This window comes from Bordetella tumulicola (genome assembly GCF_054779135.1).
Map to the genome: position 1 here is coordinate 605,944 of NZ_BAAGYU010000007.1, position 17,025 is coordinate 622,968.

The 17,025-nt window shown below is 61.1% G+C and carries 18 protein-coding genes; 6 read left to right on the top strand and 12 right to left on the bottom strand.

The window, feature by feature from the left end:
- Positions 1-94: 94 nt before the first annotated feature.
- Both ACYVDM_RS11185 and ACYVDM_RS11190 read left to right on the top strand, forming a co-directional pair.
- Positions 95-1,057 carry an MlaA family lipoprotein gene (locus ACYVDM_RS11185; RefSeq protein ID WP_415785832.1) on the top strand — a complete coding sequence of 321 codons (963 nt, stop codon included), beginning with the start codon at positions 95-97 and terminating at the stop codon, positions 1,055-1,057.
- Positions 1,058-1,186: 129 nt separating this feature from the next.
- Positions 1,187-1,585, top strand: coding sequence for a RidA family protein (locus ACYVDM_RS11190; RefSeq protein WP_415785830.1), 399 nt, complete (start codon positions 1,187-1,189; stop codon positions 1,583-1,585).
- A 21-nt stretch (positions 1,586-1,606) separates the two neighbouring features.
- Here the strand turns inward: ACYVDM_RS11190 and arsB are convergent, their stop codons facing one another.
- The 4 genes from arsB to ACYVDM_RS11210 form a co-directional block, all read right to left on the bottom strand.
- Positions 1,607-2,674: an ACR3 family arsenite efflux transporter gene (gene arsB / locus ACYVDM_RS11195; RefSeq protein ID WP_415785828.1), complete on the bottom strand. Its 1,068-nt coding sequence runs from the start codon at positions 2,672-2,674 to the stop codon at positions 1,607-1,609.
- A 40-nt stretch (positions 2,675-2,714) separates the two neighbouring features.
- Positions 2,715-3,482, bottom strand: a complete 768-nt coding sequence (gene arsH, locus ACYVDM_RS11200; protein WP_415785826.1) for an arsenical resistance protein ArsH — start codon at positions 3,480-3,482, stop codon at positions 2,715-2,717.
- A complete protein-coding gene (locus ACYVDM_RS11205; protein WP_415785824.1) occupies positions 3,479-3,811 on the bottom strand; it encodes an ArsR/SmtB family transcription factor in 333 nt (110 codons plus the stop codon). Before ACYVDM_RS11205 ends, arsH begins: the two co-directional genes overlap by 4 nt.
- Before the next feature lie 159 nt (positions 3,812-3,970).
- Positions 3,971-4,879 (bottom strand): LysR family transcriptional regulator, encoded by a 909-nt coding sequence (locus ACYVDM_RS11210; RefSeq protein WP_415785822.1) that lies wholly within the window; start codon positions 4,877-4,879, stop codon positions 3,971-3,973.
- Positions 4,880-5,039: 160 nt separating this feature from the next.
- On the opposite strand from ACYVDM_RS11210, the gene ACYVDM_RS11215 reads away from it, so the two are divergent.
- Positions 5,040-5,693, top strand: a complete 654-nt coding sequence (locus ACYVDM_RS11215; protein ID WP_415785820.1) for a hydrolase — start codon at positions 5,040-5,042, stop codon at positions 5,691-5,693.
- A 209-nt stretch (positions 5,694-5,902) separates the two neighbouring features.
- Positions 5,903-6,844, top strand: a complete 942-nt coding sequence (locus tag ACYVDM_RS11220; protein WP_415785818.1) for a LysR family transcriptional regulator — start codon at positions 5,903-5,905, stop codon at positions 6,842-6,844.
- A gap of 43 nt (positions 6,845-6,887) precedes the next feature.
- Here ACYVDM_RS11220 and ACYVDM_RS11225 read toward each other — a convergent pair whose 3' ends face one another.
- The 4 genes from ACYVDM_RS11225 to ACYVDM_RS11240 all read right to left on the bottom strand — a co-directional run bounded on the left by ACYVDM_RS11225 (position 6,888) and on the right by ACYVDM_RS11240 (position 9,784).
- A complete protein-coding gene (locus tag ACYVDM_RS11225; RefSeq protein WP_415785816.1) occupies positions 6,888-8,099 on the bottom strand; it encodes an MFS transporter in 1,212 nt (403 codons plus the stop codon).
- A gap of 222 nt (positions 8,100-8,321) precedes the next feature.
- Positions 8,322-8,996, bottom strand: coding sequence for a glutathione S-transferase family protein (locus ACYVDM_RS11230; RefSeq protein ID WP_415785814.1), 675 nt, complete (start codon positions 8,994-8,996; stop codon positions 8,322-8,324).
- A gap of 15 nt (positions 8,997-9,011) precedes the next feature.
- Entirely contained in the window at positions 9,012-9,437 is a 426-nt protein-coding gene (locus tag ACYVDM_RS11235) for an SRPBCC family protein (protein ID WP_415785812.1), read from the bottom strand.
- On the bottom strand, positions 9,434-9,784 hold the full coding sequence (locus ACYVDM_RS11240) for an ArsR/SmtB family transcription factor (protein WP_415785810.1): 351 nt from the start codon (positions 9,782-9,784) through the stop codon (positions 9,434-9,436). Before ACYVDM_RS11240 ends, ACYVDM_RS11235 begins: the two co-directional genes overlap by 4 nt.
- Positions 9,785-9,921: 137 nt before the next feature.
- Here ACYVDM_RS11240 and ACYVDM_RS11245 point away from each other — a divergent pair, with 137 nt between their 5' ends.
- Complete coding sequence (locus tag ACYVDM_RS11245; RefSeq protein ID WP_415785808.1) at positions 9,922-10,965, top strand: endonuclease/exonuclease/phosphatase family protein; 1,044 nt, start codon at positions 9,922-9,924, stop codon at positions 10,963-10,965.
- An 89-nt stretch (positions 10,966-11,054) separates the two neighbouring features.
- On the opposite strand, the gene ACYVDM_RS11250 is transcribed toward ACYVDM_RS11245, so the two are convergent.
- From ACYVDM_RS11250 to ACYVDM_RS11265, 4 genes are all read right to left on the bottom strand, one after another.
- Positions 11,055-12,026, bottom strand: coding sequence for a tripartite tricarboxylate transporter substrate binding protein (locus ACYVDM_RS11250; protein ID WP_415785806.1), 972 nt, complete (start codon positions 12,024-12,026; stop codon positions 11,055-11,057).
- 111 nt (positions 12,027-12,137) lie between these two features.
- Complete coding sequence (locus ACYVDM_RS11255) at positions 12,138-13,388, bottom strand: CaiB/BaiF CoA transferase family protein (RefSeq protein ID WP_415785804.1); 1,251 nt, start codon at positions 13,386-13,388, stop codon at positions 12,138-12,140.
- Between the two features lie 4 nt (positions 13,389-13,392).
- Positions 13,393-14,529 (bottom strand): acyl-CoA dehydrogenase family protein, encoded by a 1,137-nt coding sequence (locus ACYVDM_RS11260; protein WP_415785802.1) that lies wholly within the window; start codon positions 14,527-14,529, stop codon positions 13,393-13,395.
- A gap of 12 nt (positions 14,530-14,541) precedes the next feature.
- Complete coding sequence (locus ACYVDM_RS11265) at positions 14,542-15,738, bottom strand: acyl-CoA dehydrogenase family protein (RefSeq protein ID WP_415785800.1); 1,197 nt, start codon at positions 15,736-15,738, stop codon at positions 14,542-14,544.
- A gap of 305 nt (positions 15,739-16,043) precedes the next feature.
- Between ACYVDM_RS11265 and ACYVDM_RS11270 the strand changes: the two genes are divergently transcribed.
- Positions 16,044-16,967: a LysR family transcriptional regulator gene (locus ACYVDM_RS11270; RefSeq protein WP_415787036.1), complete on the top strand. Its 924-nt coding sequence runs from the start codon at positions 16,044-16,046 to the stop codon at positions 16,965-16,967.
- Positions 16,968-17,025: the final 58 nt, after the last annotated feature.

Genomic DNA, 17,025 nt, shown 5'->3' on the forward strand with positions numbered 1-17,025 from the left:
GTCGTTGGCGGCGTCTGTCGCTTCTGCCTTAACGATTTCTCTTTTACCTCATTCGCCGAAGGGCGCCCCTGCTTTCGGCGTGGGAGTTCAAAAAATGAAGGCAATTCAATTCCTCGTACTCGCGGCGATCACGGTGGGCACAAGCGCATGCAGCAGCACTGTTAAGACCCCATCCGCTTCCTCTCTACCCGTGTCGCAATCTACGGCGGAGGCGTTTGGTCTCGCGCCGATAGATGCACCGTCGGCCGTGGCAGATTCGTCAAAAGAACGCCGCGACTTTCGTAGCGAGACGCCCGACGAAACCGCCAGCCTGGATGTATCCAACGGGAATCAGGCGGTTGGCAACGGCTTGATCGCGTTCGCGGATAGCGCGTCGATCTCGTCTGCCGGGGACGTGGTCGCACTTGCCGATTTCCCTACTGGCGCTGAAGAGGATGTTGAAGGTGACTACGACACGAAGGTCAACGACCCATGGGAAGGTTATAACCGTTTGATGTACTCGTTCAATACCAAATTTGACAAATACCTCGTTCGCCCCGTCGGCGTGGCGTATGACACGGTGGTGCCAGACGTTGTGCAGCGCAGGGTTACGTCCTTCTTTTCGAATCTGAAAGAGCCACGGACCCTGGTGAATCAGTTGTTGCAAGGGCAACCCGTCGGGGCCGCCACAACGCTGGGACGCTTTGTGATCAACACTACTGCCGGAGTCGGCGGTATGTTCGACCCGGCTAGCGAGTGGGAGCTTGATCGCGCCGATGAGGACCTCGGCCAGACATTCGCTAGCTGGGGGTGGGACGACTCCAGGTACTTTGTCGTACCGCTTTATGGACCCAAGACGGTGCGAGATTTCGTCAGCGGGTTTGGAGACAGCCCATTGAACCCTACGGGGTACATCGACAATCAGGGAGTGAGCATTGCCCTCAAGGTCGTCCAGATTGGTAGCATGCGGTCTGCTGCTTTGCCCTTGGACAAGATGCGTGCCGAGGCATTGGACGAGTACACATTCGTACGCGATGCATGGATGCAAAAGCGTAAAAGCCAAATTGCCAAGAACTGACAGATACGAACCGGCATTCTATTGTTTGGCTAATGCAAACAGTGATTGTGCGAACTGCGGGTTTATCCGTGACTGGCGCAATCCCATAATGGCTACCTCTCCAACCGCTTTTCCTAAAGAGTACGCCTTATGACCACCCGTGACGTTGTTACCCCGCCCGAACGCCATGCTCTGTACGAGCTGCACCGCTATTCTCCCGCGATCCGCGCCAATGGCCTGCTGTTCGTGTCCGGCCAGGTCGGTAGCAGGGCCGATGGTTCGCCCGAGCCGGAACTTGATGACCAGGTGCGCCTCGCGTTCCAGAATCTCAACGCTATCCTCGCTGCGGCCGGCTGCAGTTTCAGCGATGTCATCGACGTGACAGTGTTCATGGTGGACCCGGACACCCATTTCGAACGCGCCTGGGCTGTGGCCGCGGAATACTGGGGCGAGGCGCCGTATCCGACCGCAACCGCGATTGGTGTCACCTGGCTGTCTGGCTTTCAGTTCGAAATCAAGGTCATCGCCAAGCTACCGGAAGGTGGCTGATAGAACGTAGCGGGGGATCGTTCAGCTTCGTTCGTACCAGTCTTTAGAGCGGTTCACGACGCGTACGACCAAGAGCATGACGGGCACTTCGACCAGGACGCCGACCACGGTTGCCAGCGCCGCGCCGGAGTGCAGACCGAACAAGCTAATGGCGGCTGCCACGGCCAGCTCGAAGAAGTTGCTGGCGCCGATCAGCGCCGCGGGACAAGCGATGTTGTGCTTTTCGCCGACCCGCTTGCTCAACCAGTAAGCCAGCCCGGAATTGAAGAGCACTTGAATCAGGATTGGCACGGCCAACATGGCGATCACCAGCGGCTGCTGGATAATGGCCTCGCCCTGAAAGGCGAATAGCAGAATCAGCGTCAGCAGCAGTGCAATGATCGACCACGGCCCGATTGTTTGCATGGCGCGATCAAAGGCTGCCTGCCCTTGCTTGAGCAGATACCGTCGCCAGAGCTGCGCCAGAATCACCGGCACGATGATGTAGAGCACGACTGAAATCAGCAGCGTGTCCCAGGGCACCGAGATCGAGGAGATGCCCAATAGCAGTCCGACAATGGGGGCAAAGGCGACGATCATGATGGCGTCGTTCAAGGCGACTTGCGAGAGCGTGAAAAGCGGGTCGCCGTTGGTAAGCCGGCTCCACACGAATACCATTGCTGTGCAGGGCGCAGCGGCTAGCAAGATCAGGCCCGCGATGTAGCTGTCTAGTTGCTCGGCTGGCAGAAAGGGCGCGAACACATGCCGGATGAAGAGCCACCCCAGCAGGGCCATCGAGAATGGCTTGACGGCCCAATTCACGAACAGCGTGACACCGATGCCGCGCCAGTGTTCCTTGACCTGGTGCAGTGCCCCGAAGTCGATCTTGACCAGCATCGGGATGATCATTACCCAAATCAGCATGCCCACCGGCAAATTGACCTGGGCCACTTCCATGCGACCGATGGAGTGGAACACATCAGGCAGGCCTTGGCCGAGCGCCACGCCGACGACGATGCACAGAGCTACCCACAGCGTCAGGTATCGCTCGAACCCACTCATAGAGGCCTGGCGCGACGTCGCGGCGATGGCCTGCGTGCCCGTGCTCATTTGGGGGTACGGTGGATGCGAGGGTGATAGGTTTTTTCGGTCATTGCGCTTGGCTTTCGAGCTGGGGTTGAGGAGCAATAGCAATGGATGAGAGATCGGTGTCCTGGTCGATGATGCGGCCTGCCGCTTTGCGTTCGGAATAGCGGTCTGTCAGGGCTTCGCGGTGCGGCCGCAACAGTACCGTAAAGCGCATCAGTTCTTCCATCACGTCGGCGATTCGGTCGTAATAGGGCGAGGGCTTCATGCGGCCCGCCTCGTCGAATTCTTGGTACGCCTTGGCGACACTGGATTGGTTCGGGATGGTGAACATCCGCATCCAGCGACCGAGTAGGCGCAGGGTGTTCACGGCGTTGAAACTCTGCGAGCCGCCGGACACCTGCATCACGGCCAGGGTGCGGCCTTGCGTCGGTCGCACGCCGGCCATTTCAAGCGGCAAATGGTCAATCTGCGCTTTCATGACGCCAGTGATCTGGCCGTGGCGTTCCGGGCTGCACCAGACCTGTCCCTCTGACCACTCGGATAGGGCCCGCAATTCTTTGACGGCCGGGTGATCATCGTTTTGTATCTGGTCGGGCAGCGGCAGGTCCGACGGATCGAAGATGCGCGTTTCCGCACCGAAGAATTGCAGCAGCCGTGCGGCCTCCTCAACGGCCAGTCGCGAGAACGAGCGGGGGCGAAGCGAGCCATACAGCAGCAGGATACGAACCGGCTGGGCATCGTCCGTCAGGTCGAGCGCCGGGCGTTTGATAGCAAAGGACTTGTCCAGGGCCGGCAGGACGTCAGGGTCGGAAAGATGGCGAAGTCTCATGCTGGTACCTTTGCCGCGTCCGTGGTGCAAGGCAGGTCGCACGCCTGCCCGTCGCAGCAGTTTTCTGTGAGGAATGCCACCAGGTCGGCGGCGGTCGAGAAATTCGCCGCGTAGATCACGAAGCGGCCTTCTTGCCGCGAGGTGACCATGTCCGCGTGGGCGAGCTCTTTCAGGTGAAAGGACAGCGAAGAGGGCGGGATGCCGGCCGCCTCGCTGATCTTGCCAGCGGCCATGCCGGTGGGGCCGGCCTGAATAAGTAGCCGGAACACCGCGAGGCGCGATTCTTGGGCGAGGGCCGCGAGCGCGGCGACAGCGTTTGACGTTTCCATAATTCAATAATAATAGAAACAATAAATGATGTCTATCGGCAGGCTGAACCTACATGGCCGAGCTGATCGCCGCTGGGTCACCGCGCAAGCGATTGAGGTAAGCGACAGGTACAGGCGCCGACCGTCGGTCGACGCTCTATCTGGTGATCAATGTTGTCGTCAGGCAGCGACAGTGACAGGGACTGTCCTTGCAAAGTGCGGGGACTGATCGAAATATTCGATCAGCAATTCGGTGAGGGCTCGTATCTTTCGTGCGGGATGCTGACCTGACGGGCGGACGACATAGGCAGCCGCCGGGGGAGGGGGATAGCGCGTCATGATCGGTACGAGCGCCCCGGAGTTCACATGTTCATAGGTAAGGCAATCGGGCAGGTACGCGATCCCGAGTCCCGCCGTCGCAGCGGCGACTAGCGCGGTCCCGTTGTCGGCCTGAAAGCGCCCCTGCGGACGCGCCGTGATGATCTTGTCGCCGTCCTTGAATTGCCAGGTTTCGGTGCCTTGCATGAGGGCAGAATGGGCAGCGAGCTCGTCCGGTGTCTCAGGTGATCCATGCGCCTTGATATAGCCGGGACTTGCGACGAGCTTTCCATAGATCGGGCCGATACGTCTTGCGATCAAGTTGGAGTCCTGTAGATAGCCGACCCGTATCGCACAATCGAAACCCTCGGCAATGAGATCAACGAAGCGATCACTGTAGCTGGTCTGGATGTGAAGCTGGGGGTGGCGTTGCGCCATTTCCGCGATGACGGGAGCAAAGTGCGTCGGGCCGAAAGTGAGTGGCGCGGCGACTCGCAGACGACCGCGAAGGTCTCCGGCGGGCAGGATCGTTTCCTTGGCGATGTCGATCTCGGCGCAGACTCTGGCGGCATAGTCCCGGAAGGTGATCCCGGCTTCTGTGAGGGCGGTCGCGCGGGTGGATCGTACAAGCAGCTGGATGCCAAGCTCCGCTTCAAGGCGGGCGAGCCGGCGACTGACGATCGATTTGGCCACGCCCAGCCGCAGCGCAGCAGGCGAAACTCCTCCCGCATCGGCGACCTCTACGAATGTCTGCAGTTCTTCGATATCCAATTTAGCGTTCCCTATTTTGCGACACAGCTAGCCACGCGATGGTACTACCGCATCGTAAACGGCAACAGCACAATACGGCTTCCGGGTAACGTCGCCACGAGCGCATGTCTACCGGAAAACAACCCCCTCCCACTCACATCAGCAGCAGAGGACGCAAATAATGACTTTTCGCAATGGCCTTGATTCGCTTCTTCGTCCAGAGGACTCGGTACTTGTTCTGATCGATCATCAGCCGTTCCAATTGACGAATTTAAACAGCCATGACCCGCAAGCGGTCGTCAATAATTCGACCGCTTTGGCGAAGTCCGCCAAAGCCTTCGGCGTCCCCACTATCCTGACGAGCGTGATTGCTCATCAAGGTGGCCTCATCTTCCCTCAGATCACCGATGTATTCCCCGGCCAAGAGGTGATCGACCGGACATTCATCAACACTTGGGAAGACAAGAAGGTGGTGGATGCGGTCAAGGCGACGGGCCGCAAGCAGTTGATCATTGCAGGGCTCTGGACCGAGGTTTGCGTCGCGATGCCGGTGATCCAGGCCCTCGGCGAAGGCTGGGATGTCACGGTAGTGACCGACGCTTGCGGTGGTATTTCAGTCGAAGCCCACGAGGTCGCTATCCAGCGCATGATCGGGGCCGGTGCGAACATGATGACCTGGCTGGCGGTGGCCTCTGAGTGGCAGCGCGATTGGGCGCGAACCGAGCATGTCGCCGACCTGATCGAGGTCATGAAGCAGCATGCCGCTGGCAGCGGTATCGCCTACCTGTGGGAACAGCAGTTGCTCAACACGCCGGTGCCTGGCAACGCGGGTTGATTTGAGCGAGGATGAGGAGGTCGTTGAGCGATAGGTGGCGAGAAACTTGACCGCTTATCGAGCCTCGCTATCTATCTCCTCGTCATCCCTCTGTGTAGGAAAGCCGTCATGCCTGGACGCAGGTATGGCGGCATGAGTAAGGTCATTGAGGAATCCAGCTCGCACTATTTGTAGAATTCAAACAATGAGTGCTTTATCCGGAGCTGGACATGGACCGATTCGATGCAATGCAGGCCTTTGCGCGTGTGGTGGAAACCGGCAGTTTCACCAAGGCGGCGGCCACGCTGCATATGAGCAAGACCACCGTGACACAGCTGGTGCAGCAACTTGAGGCACGCTTGCGCGTAAAGCTGCTGAACCGCACCACGCGCAAGGTCAACGTGACGGCCGATGGGGCGGTCTACTATGAACGAGTGATGCGAGTATTGGCCGATCTGGAGGACGCCGAGGGTGAATTGTCCAGCGCGTCGGCCTCGCCCCGGGGGCGGTTGCGGGTGGATGTACCCAGCCCCTTTGCACGCATGATCCTTGTGCCGGCTTTGCCAGAGTTTCACTTGCGCTATCCCGACATCCATTTCGACCTGGGCGTGAGCGACCGGCCGGTGGACATCATCGGCGAGAACGTCGATTGTGTGGTCCGCGGCGGCGAGCTGGTCGACCAATCGATGGTGGGGCGCCACGTGGGTGACTTGGAGCTGGGCGTGTTCGCTGCGCCCAGCTATCTGCAACGCTTAGGCAAACCCACCCATCCGAGTGAACTGCAAGATACGCATCACCGTACCGTCGGGTATCTGTGGAAACGCACGGGTAAGGCGTTGCCGTATACCATGCGTCGTGGCGAGGAATGCCTGACTGTGCAAGGCCGATACGTGCTGGCCGTGGATGATGGCAACGCCTATCTGGAGGCGGGTCTGGCCGGCCTTGGCGTGCTTTGGTTGCCGCAGTATATGTCCCGTCCGCATCAGGAGCAGGGGCAGTTGCTGCCGCTCTTCGAGGATTGGCAGCTCGACCCGATGCCGATGTACGTGGCGTATCCGCCGAACCGGCACGTAAGCGCCAAGCTGCGGGTGTTTATCGACTGGATCGTCGATTTGATGCGCACGCATGCTCCGATATCGACGGCACCACCGCTGGGGCGACGCGAAGTCTAGCGTCGGCGCGGCTCGGGCAGAATCAGACCTGGCGTGCCGCCGGCTACGCGAAGGCGCCGGGACGTACGAACCGGTATTGAATCGTCGCCGCCACACACAGGGCCAATAGCAGCAGGCCGCAGGCAGCCAGTACATTGGCGTGCAGACCATAGCGGTCGACTACATTGCCTCCGACGAACGAACCGAGCCCAATAGCGGAATTGAAAGCGGTCACCGACCAGGCGGTGGCGGGCTCAAGCGCCTTTGGCGCGGCTTTCATGGTCCAGGTCATGACGGACACGGATACGCCGCCATAGGCAAGGCCCCACAGCACCAGCACCAGCGCACCCGCCCAGGCTCCGTCCGCGGTCGAGAACAGCAGCAATTGCGTGATGGCTAGGCCAGCCGCGATCACGATCAGCGTCCAGCCGGCTCGTCGGGCGGCATTGGCTCCGGCGATGAAGTTGCCCATGATGCCGGCGCTGCCGTAGGCGAACAGCAGCACGCCAATCCATTCAGGGTCAAAACCCGATACCGACAACAGCCAGGGGCGCACGAAAGTGAACGCCATGAAATGGCCTGCGACCAGCAGCATCGTCATGATCAGGCCCAGACGCAAGCCTTGATTGGACAGAGCATCGAATAGCTTTCGTACGGACACCGACTGGCTGACGGGCAGTGGCGGCATGGACCAAAGGTGTAGAACCAACACCACCGCCGCCAGCATGGCCATGCTGCCGAAGGCCATGCGCCAGCCAGCCAGGTCGCCGATCAGTGCGCCCAGAGGCACGCCCATGACCGAGGCGGCCGCCACACCGCCAAAGATAATGGACGTGGCCAGCCCCACCGAGGCGGTGGGTACCAGGCGCACGGCCAAGGTACTGGCAATGGCCCAGATTCCTCCCATACATAAACCCACCAGTACGCGGGACGCCAGCAGCCATGCCATGCTGGGCGCCAGGGCGCTGGCCAGATTGGCGACGATGAGCAGTACGAAAAGCACCGACAGAATGTGGCGCCGATCGATGTTGCCGGCAGCCACCACGACCAACGGCGCGAACAGGGCGGCAAGCAGGGCGGGCACGGTCAGTAGCAGCCCGGCGGTGCCAGTAGAGGTTCCCACGGTGTCGGCGATAGAGGTCAGCAGGCCGACCGGCAACATTTCGGTGGTGACAATGGCGAAGGTAGCCAAACCGCCGCACACGACCGCTATCCAGGGATGTCGGGTGCGCGGCTGGCTGGCAGGGCGGGAGCGTGAGTGTCTAGTGCGGGTCATGAGGCATGCCGGGGTGGGGATTGTCCGCGTGTTGCGGACGAGGCATGATAAAAGCATACGTCGCGTACGTCAATTTGCATACGTAATGTATGTAAATGATCAACCGTCCTCGTCATCATTGCGTCGAAATGCTCAGATATTTCGCACTGCTCCTGTACGGAAATGATCAAAAAGTCCCGGGTCTGGGCACGTCGCTGCGTGAATTACCTGTTGCTTGATGGCTTAGCCTGTTGTTCGGTTTGCTGCCGCCCGGGCGGCCTCGAATTCGGCGAACGGCCGCAACTGATCGGCGAGTGCCTTGGCGAAGGCGGGGCGTGCTTCGCAGCGATCGCGGTAGGCCTGCAATGCGGGGCGGTCGGTCACCAGCGGAGTGTTGTGCAGAATGCGCAGCACGGAGGACATCATCAGGTCGCCCACGGTGAAACGGTCTTCAAGATACTCGCGTTGACCCAGCCAGGCCGCCAGTTCGTCCAGCCGCTTGCATACGGCCTGCTCCGCGGTGGGCCGGGCAGGGGCTGCCCAAGGCTGGTCGACATGGAATATATCCAGGGAGGCCAGCTGCATGATGGGTGGCTCTAGCGTGTTCAGGGCCGCCAGCGTCCAGACGCGGGCTCGCGCGCGGCCCTGGGCATCGGGTGGCAGCAGGGCTGTGCCGCGCTCGGCGATTTCCAGGACGATGGCACCGGACTCGAACAGTTTGAGGCCGTCTTCTTCGATGGCCGGCACTTGGCCGAAGGGTTGCAGTGTCCGGTATTCGGGGCTGGCCTGGTCTTTCGTGCCGATCAGATGTTCGCGATAGGGCAGGCGGGCTTCTTCGAGCGCCCAGCGTACGCGTAAGTCGCGCACCATCCCCTGCGCAAAAGGCGGAACCCAGCGGAATGCGGTGAGTGTGATCATGTCTTGGTCTCCGGATCAGGCGGCGAAATGCCGCACCAGCTTGTCCAGCGCACCGCTCCAGCCCTCTTCGTGGCCGCTGCGCGAGGCTTCGTCTTGCAGGCCGGCGTGGGTGAAGGTGAGCTCGGTACCTGTATCGGTGGCGCGCAGCGCGATCTCGACGCGCGATTCGCCGCCGTCTTCGTCGCCTGACCAGCGCCAGCTCATTTCCAGGTGGTGAGGGGGATCGACGCGCAAGTATTCGCCACTGCTTTCGTGTTCGCTGCCATCGAGCATGCGAAAGCGCACCCGAAAGCGGCCGCCGACTCTGACATCGGTTTCGGCGACCAGGACAGGGCCGTCATCCGGGCCCCACCAGCATGCAATGCCGTCGGGCGTGGTCAGGGCGTCGAATACGGTGGTGGGTTGTGCGTTGATACGTCGTACCAAGGTCAGGCTGGTCATGGTTTGGGTCTCCGTTGAGCTTCCTGGTTTTCTGCGTAGGCGGTCAAGCGATCGAGGCTGTGGGTCCAGAAATGTTCGTAGCGGCGTAGCCAGTCCATCGCGGCCTGCATAGGCTCGGGCGACAGACGAACCGTGACGGTGCGTCCGGTCTTGCTGCGCACAATCAGGCCTGCGGCATCAAGCACGTCCAGGTGTTTCATGACCGTCGGTAGCTTGATGGGAAAGGGCTGTGCCAACTGGCTGACGGTGACGCCGCCTTCGCGTTCCAGCCGAGCCAGGATGGCTCGGCGGGTCGGGTCGCCTAAGGCTGCGAAAGTCTGATCCAGGGATTCTAAATAGTTCGCCATATGGCAAAGTATCTAACTGCCATCGCCTCTTGTCAACCCCAGAGACTTCCCGGCGAGGGGGAGACACCGCACAACCTTCTTAAGGTTGTCACATGACTGAGCTAGATTTTTTCGGATATCTACCGGGAGCCGCGCCGATGAACCTGTCCAGACTCAGTATCGCCACTTTTAATCTGTACAACCTGAATGAGCCGGGCCTGCCCATCTATACCGATAAAGCGGGTTGGAGTCGCGACGAGTACGCGCTGAAGATCGAATGGACGGCCCGCCAGTTGCGCGAACTGAATTCGGATGTGTTCGGCTTCCAGGAGTTGTGGCATGCCGATTCGTTGGCAGCCGCCATCGTGGCCGCAGATTTGGCCGACGAGTATGAGATGGTGGTGCCGGACAATACGGATGGGGCCGGCATCGTGTGTGGCGCGGCGGTGCGCAAGGGCCTGCTTAGCGGCGAGCCGGAATGGATCAGCGATTTTCCCGAAGGATTCCTGTTGCATTCAAGCGGCGACGATCCGCAGACGCCGCAGATCGAAGTGAACATTGACGGATTTTCACGCCCGGTGCTGCATTTCACCATCAAGCCGCGCAAGTCCGAACCCGATGTGCACGTATACGTGTGCCACTTCAAGTCCAAGGGGGAGACCAAAGTCTACAACGAGGGCTGGTTCAAGCGCGACCGGGATCTTTACCGCAACCACCAAAAAAACCTGGGCGCGGCGTTATCGACCATCCGTCGCACCGCCGAGGCAGCCGCCCTGCGATTCTTGTTGTCGGATTTGATGAAGGACAGTGACGTGCCGGTGATCGTGCTGGGTGATATCAACGACGGCCAGCATAGCAATACGGCTAACATCCTGACAGAACAGCCGCGTTACTTGGTGGGTGATTCGCGTGGCGGTGGGGACGTGGTGTTGTACACGGCGCAAACCTTGCAGGAATACCGGGACACGCGCGATGTGTACTACACCCATGTCTACCAGGACATGCGCGAGTCGCTGGATCATATTCTGGTTAGCCAAGAGTTCTACGACAACAGCCGTAAGCGTCGCTGGATTTTCGACGGTATGGTGGTCAACAATGACCACTTGAATTTCGACGATCACAAGGCTCGCGGCACCAACGACCACGGCATCATCCGCGCGGCGTTCAAATTCCGGCCTGTTGAACAGCACGAGACTCCTTGACGCAGGGCCGCCCGCGTTGTCCGCGTGACGCCATGCGAATGCGCACCGTGCTCCGACGTCGAGATAACGACGTCGGACACCCAGCGACACTACTTGGCCATCAACCCCAAATGCTCGATCAACTGTTTATCCTTGGCATAAGTGGCTTGTGCCCATTCTTGGTAGTCTTTGCTGTTGCGATACGCGGGTTCCTGATTCAACTGCTGCATGACTTCCATGCTGCGCGGCGAGAACAGGGCTTGCTTGAAGGCATCATGCAGAATCTGCACTACCTTCGGGTCCATGCCCTTGGGGCCGGCCAGGCCGTAGGGTGAGCTCGACACTACGCCATAACCCAATTCCTCGGCAGTGGGCACTTCCGGCCAGCGCTTGGTGCGCTTTTCGCCGAACGTGACCAGCAAGCGCATCTTGCCCGAGTCCACGAACTGGTCCCAGCCGGTGGCATCGCTTTGCGCCATGATGTGCCCGCCCAGCAGCGCCTGCTGCAGGTCGGCGTTGCCCTTGAACGGCACGTGGTTCAGTTTGACCTTGGCGTTGATGGCGATTTCCTCCATCAGCAGGTGTGGCGACGAACCCACGCCGGTCGACCCGTAGTCGATAGTGTTCGGCTTGGCACGCGCGGCGTCGATGTAGTCGTTGAACGTCTTGAACGGCGAGTCGCTACGCACCGTGAAGCCGAAGGTGTAGCCGGACAGACCCACGATGTAGGTGAAGTCCTTGATGGGGTCCCAATCGGTTTTCATCATGTAGGGCATGCGCAGCATACCCAAGGGGAACAGGCTGACGGTGTAGCCGTCGGGCTTGGCGCTCTTGGCCATATTGGCCGGCCCCAGCGTACCGCCCGCACCCGGGCGGTTTTCCACGATCACGTTTTGCCCCAGGTGTTTGCTGGCGTCTTCGGCAATGGCGCGCAGATGGCGGTCGGTAGAGCCGCCGGCAGGAAAGGGCACGATCAACGTAATGGGCTTGGTGGGGAATTTGTCTTGCGCCAGGGCCGGCAAAGGCAGCGCCGCGCATAGCGTGGCAGTCAGCGCCAGCCCCAGGCAGGTACGACGGGTCATTTTTTGCCGCCGGGCCGCCTCAAGGCAAAAAATACCCCCTCGGGGGGCAGCAAGCCGAAGGCGCAGCGTGGGGGCTTTTTTTTGGTGCATGGTTTGTCTCCGTTTCTTTATTTATGGTGGTGGGTCGGGCAGGGTTAACACCCCCTTAGCTTGCAAAGCCTGCAATTCAGCATCGGGTAATTGCAGCAGGCGCTGCAGCACTTCCTTGGTGCCTTCGCCCAACGTGGGCGGCGCGCACCGGATCGGCAAGCGCTGACCGTCCAGGCGGTACGGCGGCGCGTAGACATGCGTGCTGCCTGCCGCGGGATGCGGCATTTCACGCAACATGCCGCCCTGGCGCGTACGTTCGCTGGTCAGCGCCTCGTGCAGGCCCAGCACCTTGCCGCAGGGAATGCCGCAGGACGTCAGGCGTTGCATCAGGACATCACGTTCAAATTCACGGAACAGCTCGATCACCATGGGCAGCAGCGTCAGACGGTGCTTGGCACGTTCTACGTTGGTGGCGTAGCGCGGATCCTCGACGATGTCGGGACGCATGACGACCTGGCGGCAGAACTTGTCGAATTGCGCATTGGTGCCCACGGCAACGATCAGCGGTCCATCGGCGCATTCGAACATGCCGTACGGCACGATCGAGGGATGGGCGTTGCCATAGCGCTGCGGGTCGCGGCCCAGCAGCATGGCGTCCAAGCCATAGTAGCTGCTGACTGTGAGGCCGCAATCGTAGAGCGCCATTTCTATCAGGCGTCCGCGGCCGGTCCGTTCGCGGCGAAACAACGCGGCCAGTACGGCCTGGGCGGCATACATGCCGGTCATCATGTCGACCACCGCCACGCCGAACTTCAAGGGCGATTGATGCGCTTCACCATTAATCGCCATGATGCCGGTCTCGCCCTGGATGACCAGGTCGTAGCCGGGTCGCGCAGCTTCGGGGCCGGCACTGTTATAGCCGCCGACCGCGCAATAGACCAGATCGGATTTTCGGGCCTTGAGTTGCTCATAGCCCAGACCCAGTTTCTCGGCGCCGCCGCTCTTGAAGTTATGGATCACGACGTCGAACTGCGGCAGCAAGTCGTGAATGATCTTGACGCCTTCGGCCGACTGCAGGTCCAGTGTGATGGACCGCTTGTTGCGGTTCATGCTGTTGTAGTAGGTAGTCTCGGTATGGCCGATGCGCATACCCCAGTCGCGCGTGTCGTCGCCGCGTACGGGGTGTTCGACCTTGATGACTTCGGCCCCGAAGTCGGCCAGTACCTGGCCGCACAGAGGGCCGGCGAACACGCGCGACAGGTCCAGGACCCGGATGCCTTCGAGCGGGAGGTCCGGGCTGTCGGTGGGCGGCGTTGACGTCTCGACGGTCATGACGTCAATCCTGCGGCGCGAGCGCGATGAAGCGGGCGAGATGATGGTCTTCGTCGCCCAATTGATGGTCGATCATGACCAGGCGTTTGGCGTAGTGAGCTAGCGGCAGTTCCCAGGTCATGCCGATGCCGCCGTGCAACTGGATGCATTCTTCGGCGACCAGGCTACCTACGCGGCCAATGGTGTATTTGGCGGCCGATAGGGTGCGTTCGCGGGTCGTGCGGTCGGGGTGATCAAGCTGGGCGGCGGCGTTGATCACGGCTGAACGCGCCTGCTCGATTTCGAGCAGGACATCGGCCATGCGATGCTGCAATGCCTGGAAGCGACCGATGGGCACGCCGAACTGTTTGCGCGTCTGCAGGTATTCGAGCGTGGCGTCGCGCGCGGCGTCCATGGCACCGACGGCTTCTGCGCACAGCGCCAGCATGCCCTTGCCGATGCTGCGCTCGAGCACGGCGTGGCCTGTGCCGGGTCGCCCCAGCAGCGCGTCGGCACTCACTTGCACATCGACCAGCGTCAGGTCGCCAGCGCGACCGCCGTCGATCAGCGGATAGCCCTGCACATGCAGGCCGGGTGTACCGGCCGGCACCATGAACAGCGAAATCCCGTCAGTATCGTCGTCTGCGCCGGCAGTGCGTGCCGACACGACGAACAGGTCGGCATGCTCGGCCTGCGTCACGACGGCCTTGGCGCCGTTCAGGCGCCAACCCTCGCCGTCGGGTTGCGCGCGCGTTTGGACGTGCGCGAGTTCGTAGTGAGCTTGGGGCTCGGCATGGGCCAGCGACATGATGGTCGCGCCGGCCAGCAGGTCCTCAAGCGCCTGCTTTTGTACCGGCGTACCGGCGGCGGCGATGGCGTCGCCGGCCATCAACGCATCGAGAAAGGGTTCGACGACCAGACCGCGGCCCAGTGCCTCGAACACCACGGCGATATCGAAGCCGCTGCCGCCCAGGCCACCATCGGCTTCGGTCAAGAGCGCGCCGATAGCGCCGAGTTCAGCATAGCGTTGCCAGAGTTGCACGCTATAGCCTTCGGGCGAGCTCGCGATGCGGTCGCGCACGGCGAACCCGTACTGCTCGGCCACGAAGCGTTTCAACATGTCCGACAACATGCGCCGGTCTTCGGTGTGGTTGAAATTCATGCGGATTCGTCCTTACAGTCCGAGAATCATCTTCGAGATGATGTTCTTCTGGATTTCATTCGAGCCGCCGAAGATCGACAGCTTGCGGTAGTTGAAGTACTGGGCAGCCGCGCTGTCGGCGCCGGCCGGGCCGATGCCAGGGCCGTCGTAGCCATCTTCGAGTGCCTGTGCGACATAGGGGCGTGCATAGACTCCCATGGCGCGGCGATTAAGCGCCGTGATTTCCTGGCGAATCTGGGTGCCGCGGATTTTCAGCATGGAGCTTTCGGCGCCGGGTGCACCACCGTTCGCGGCGGCGGCCAGTACACGCAGGTTGGTGGTGCGCATGTTGTCGAGCTCGATTTCGACGCGCGCCAAGCGCGCCGCGAAAGCCGGGTCTTGCGCCAGCGGCCGGCCATTTTTGCGCTGGCGGGCGGCCACTTCCTTGAGCTGTTGCAGGGCGGCGGTGGACAAGCCCACGCCGGCAATATTGGTCCGTTCGTACGTCAGCAGGTACTTGGCGCAAGACCAGCCGCGATTTTCTTCGCCCACCAGATTGATCGCGGGCACGCGCACGTCGGAGAAGAACACCTCGTTGACTTCGTGTTCGCCATCCAGGGTGATGATGGGCCGCACGTCAATACCCGGGGTGGTCATGTCGATCAGCAGGAAGCTGATGCCTTCTTGTGGCTTGCCTTCGCTGCGAGTGCGCACTAGGCAGAAAATCATGTTGGCGTGCTGGCCCAGGGTGGTCCAGGTTTTCTGGCCGTTGACGATGTAGTGATCGCCGTCGCGCACCGCGCTGGTCGTCAGCGATGCCAGGTCCGAGCCCGATCCAGGTTCGGAGTAGCCCTGGCACCACCAGTCGGATCCATTCAGGATGCGCGGCAGCCAGTGGCGCTTTTGCGCCTCGTCACCGTACTTGATCAGTACCGGGCCCAGCATGCTCAGGCCAAAGGGTACGATGCGCGGGGCGTGGGCCAGGGCGCATTCGTTTTCGAAGATGAAGCTCTGTATCGGTGTCCAGCCGGTACCGCCATATTCGCGGGGCCAATGGCTGGCCAGCCAGCCGCGCGCGTTCAGGATAGCGTGCCAAGCCTCCATGTCGGCTTTGGTCAGGCGCCGGTTTGCGCGTACCTTGCTTGCCAGTGCCGGGGGGAGTTCGGCCGCCAGGAAGGCGCGCACTTCGGTGCGAAAGGCTTCTTCTTCGGGAGTGAAATTCAGATCCATGAATGCTCTCGTGCTGAATAAATGTCAAATAGGCAGGGCGCATGGGGCACAGCCCATGCACAGGGCAGACTTGTCCTCGCGCGCCGGCAGGCGCGATAGCGCATAGATCGGGTCGATAGCCATTTCGTCAGGTTCGCAGGCCGGCGCGTTGTGCCATGGGTCATGTCTCCGGAGGCGCAGGCGATGCAGCCTGTCTAGTGTGATAGGTGATGCGGGTACCGCTCTTTATTCTTGATCAGCAAGCGAATCTTGACAATGACATCAGCCGTTGACACTGCGTACAGGAAAATTTGACAATGCCCGCTATGGACACGAAATCCCTGACTTTGCTGGTTGAGATTCTGGACGCAGGCAACCTGAGCGAGGCCGCGCGCCGGTTGAAAATGACGCGCGCCAATGTCAGCTACCACCTGGGCCAACTGGAGCGCGCCGTAGGCATGCAGCTGGTGCGCCGTACGACACGCCGGGTCGAACCCACCGAAATCGGCCTGAAGCTGTACCAGCATGGTTGCAGCATCCGCGATGAGTTGGCCGCTGCACACGAATCGGTGGAAACCCTGGGCAAAACACCACAGGGCCGTGTGCGCTTGAGCGTGCCCAGCGGCTACGGCCAGTTCGTCATGTCGCCCTGGCTGCTGGAATTCAAGCGCAACTATCCGGACATTGTGCTCGACGTGCTGTTCGAGAACAGCGTGGAAGACCTGTTGCGCGACGAAGTGGATATTGCCGTGCGTATTATGTCCGAACCGCCCGGCCATCTGGTGGCGCGCGAACTCGGAAAGGTGCGTTATGTTGCTTGCGCATCGCCCGCGTATGTGGCGCGGCAAGGGCTGCCCCAACGGCCCGAGTCGCTATGCACTGCGCCCATCATCAGCGCCGCCGTGATCGGCCGGCCGCTGCGGCTGTCGGCTTATCAAGGTAGCCAGCGCCAGCAAGTAACGCTGGTTCCCACTGTAGCGTCGCGTAACTATCCATTCTTGCGCGATGCCACGTTGGCGGGGCTCGGCGTGGCGGTGGTACCTGATTACGTTGTGTACGAAGACGTGACTCAAGGCCGCCTGCTGACCGCCTTGGACACCTGGCGCCTGAGCATTTTCGGCCGCGGCATGTACCTGTTGTATATGCCCAGCCGCCATCACCCGCGCGCGTTGTCGATGCTGATCGAGTTCATTCTGGACAAGGCCCATGCCGCGCATGAGGGCCGGCCAGGACTATTGCCGGCCAAATAACGGCGCCTGCGACACGCGATGCGTCAAGCGGATCGCGTGTCGCGTGGTCAGCGCCCAT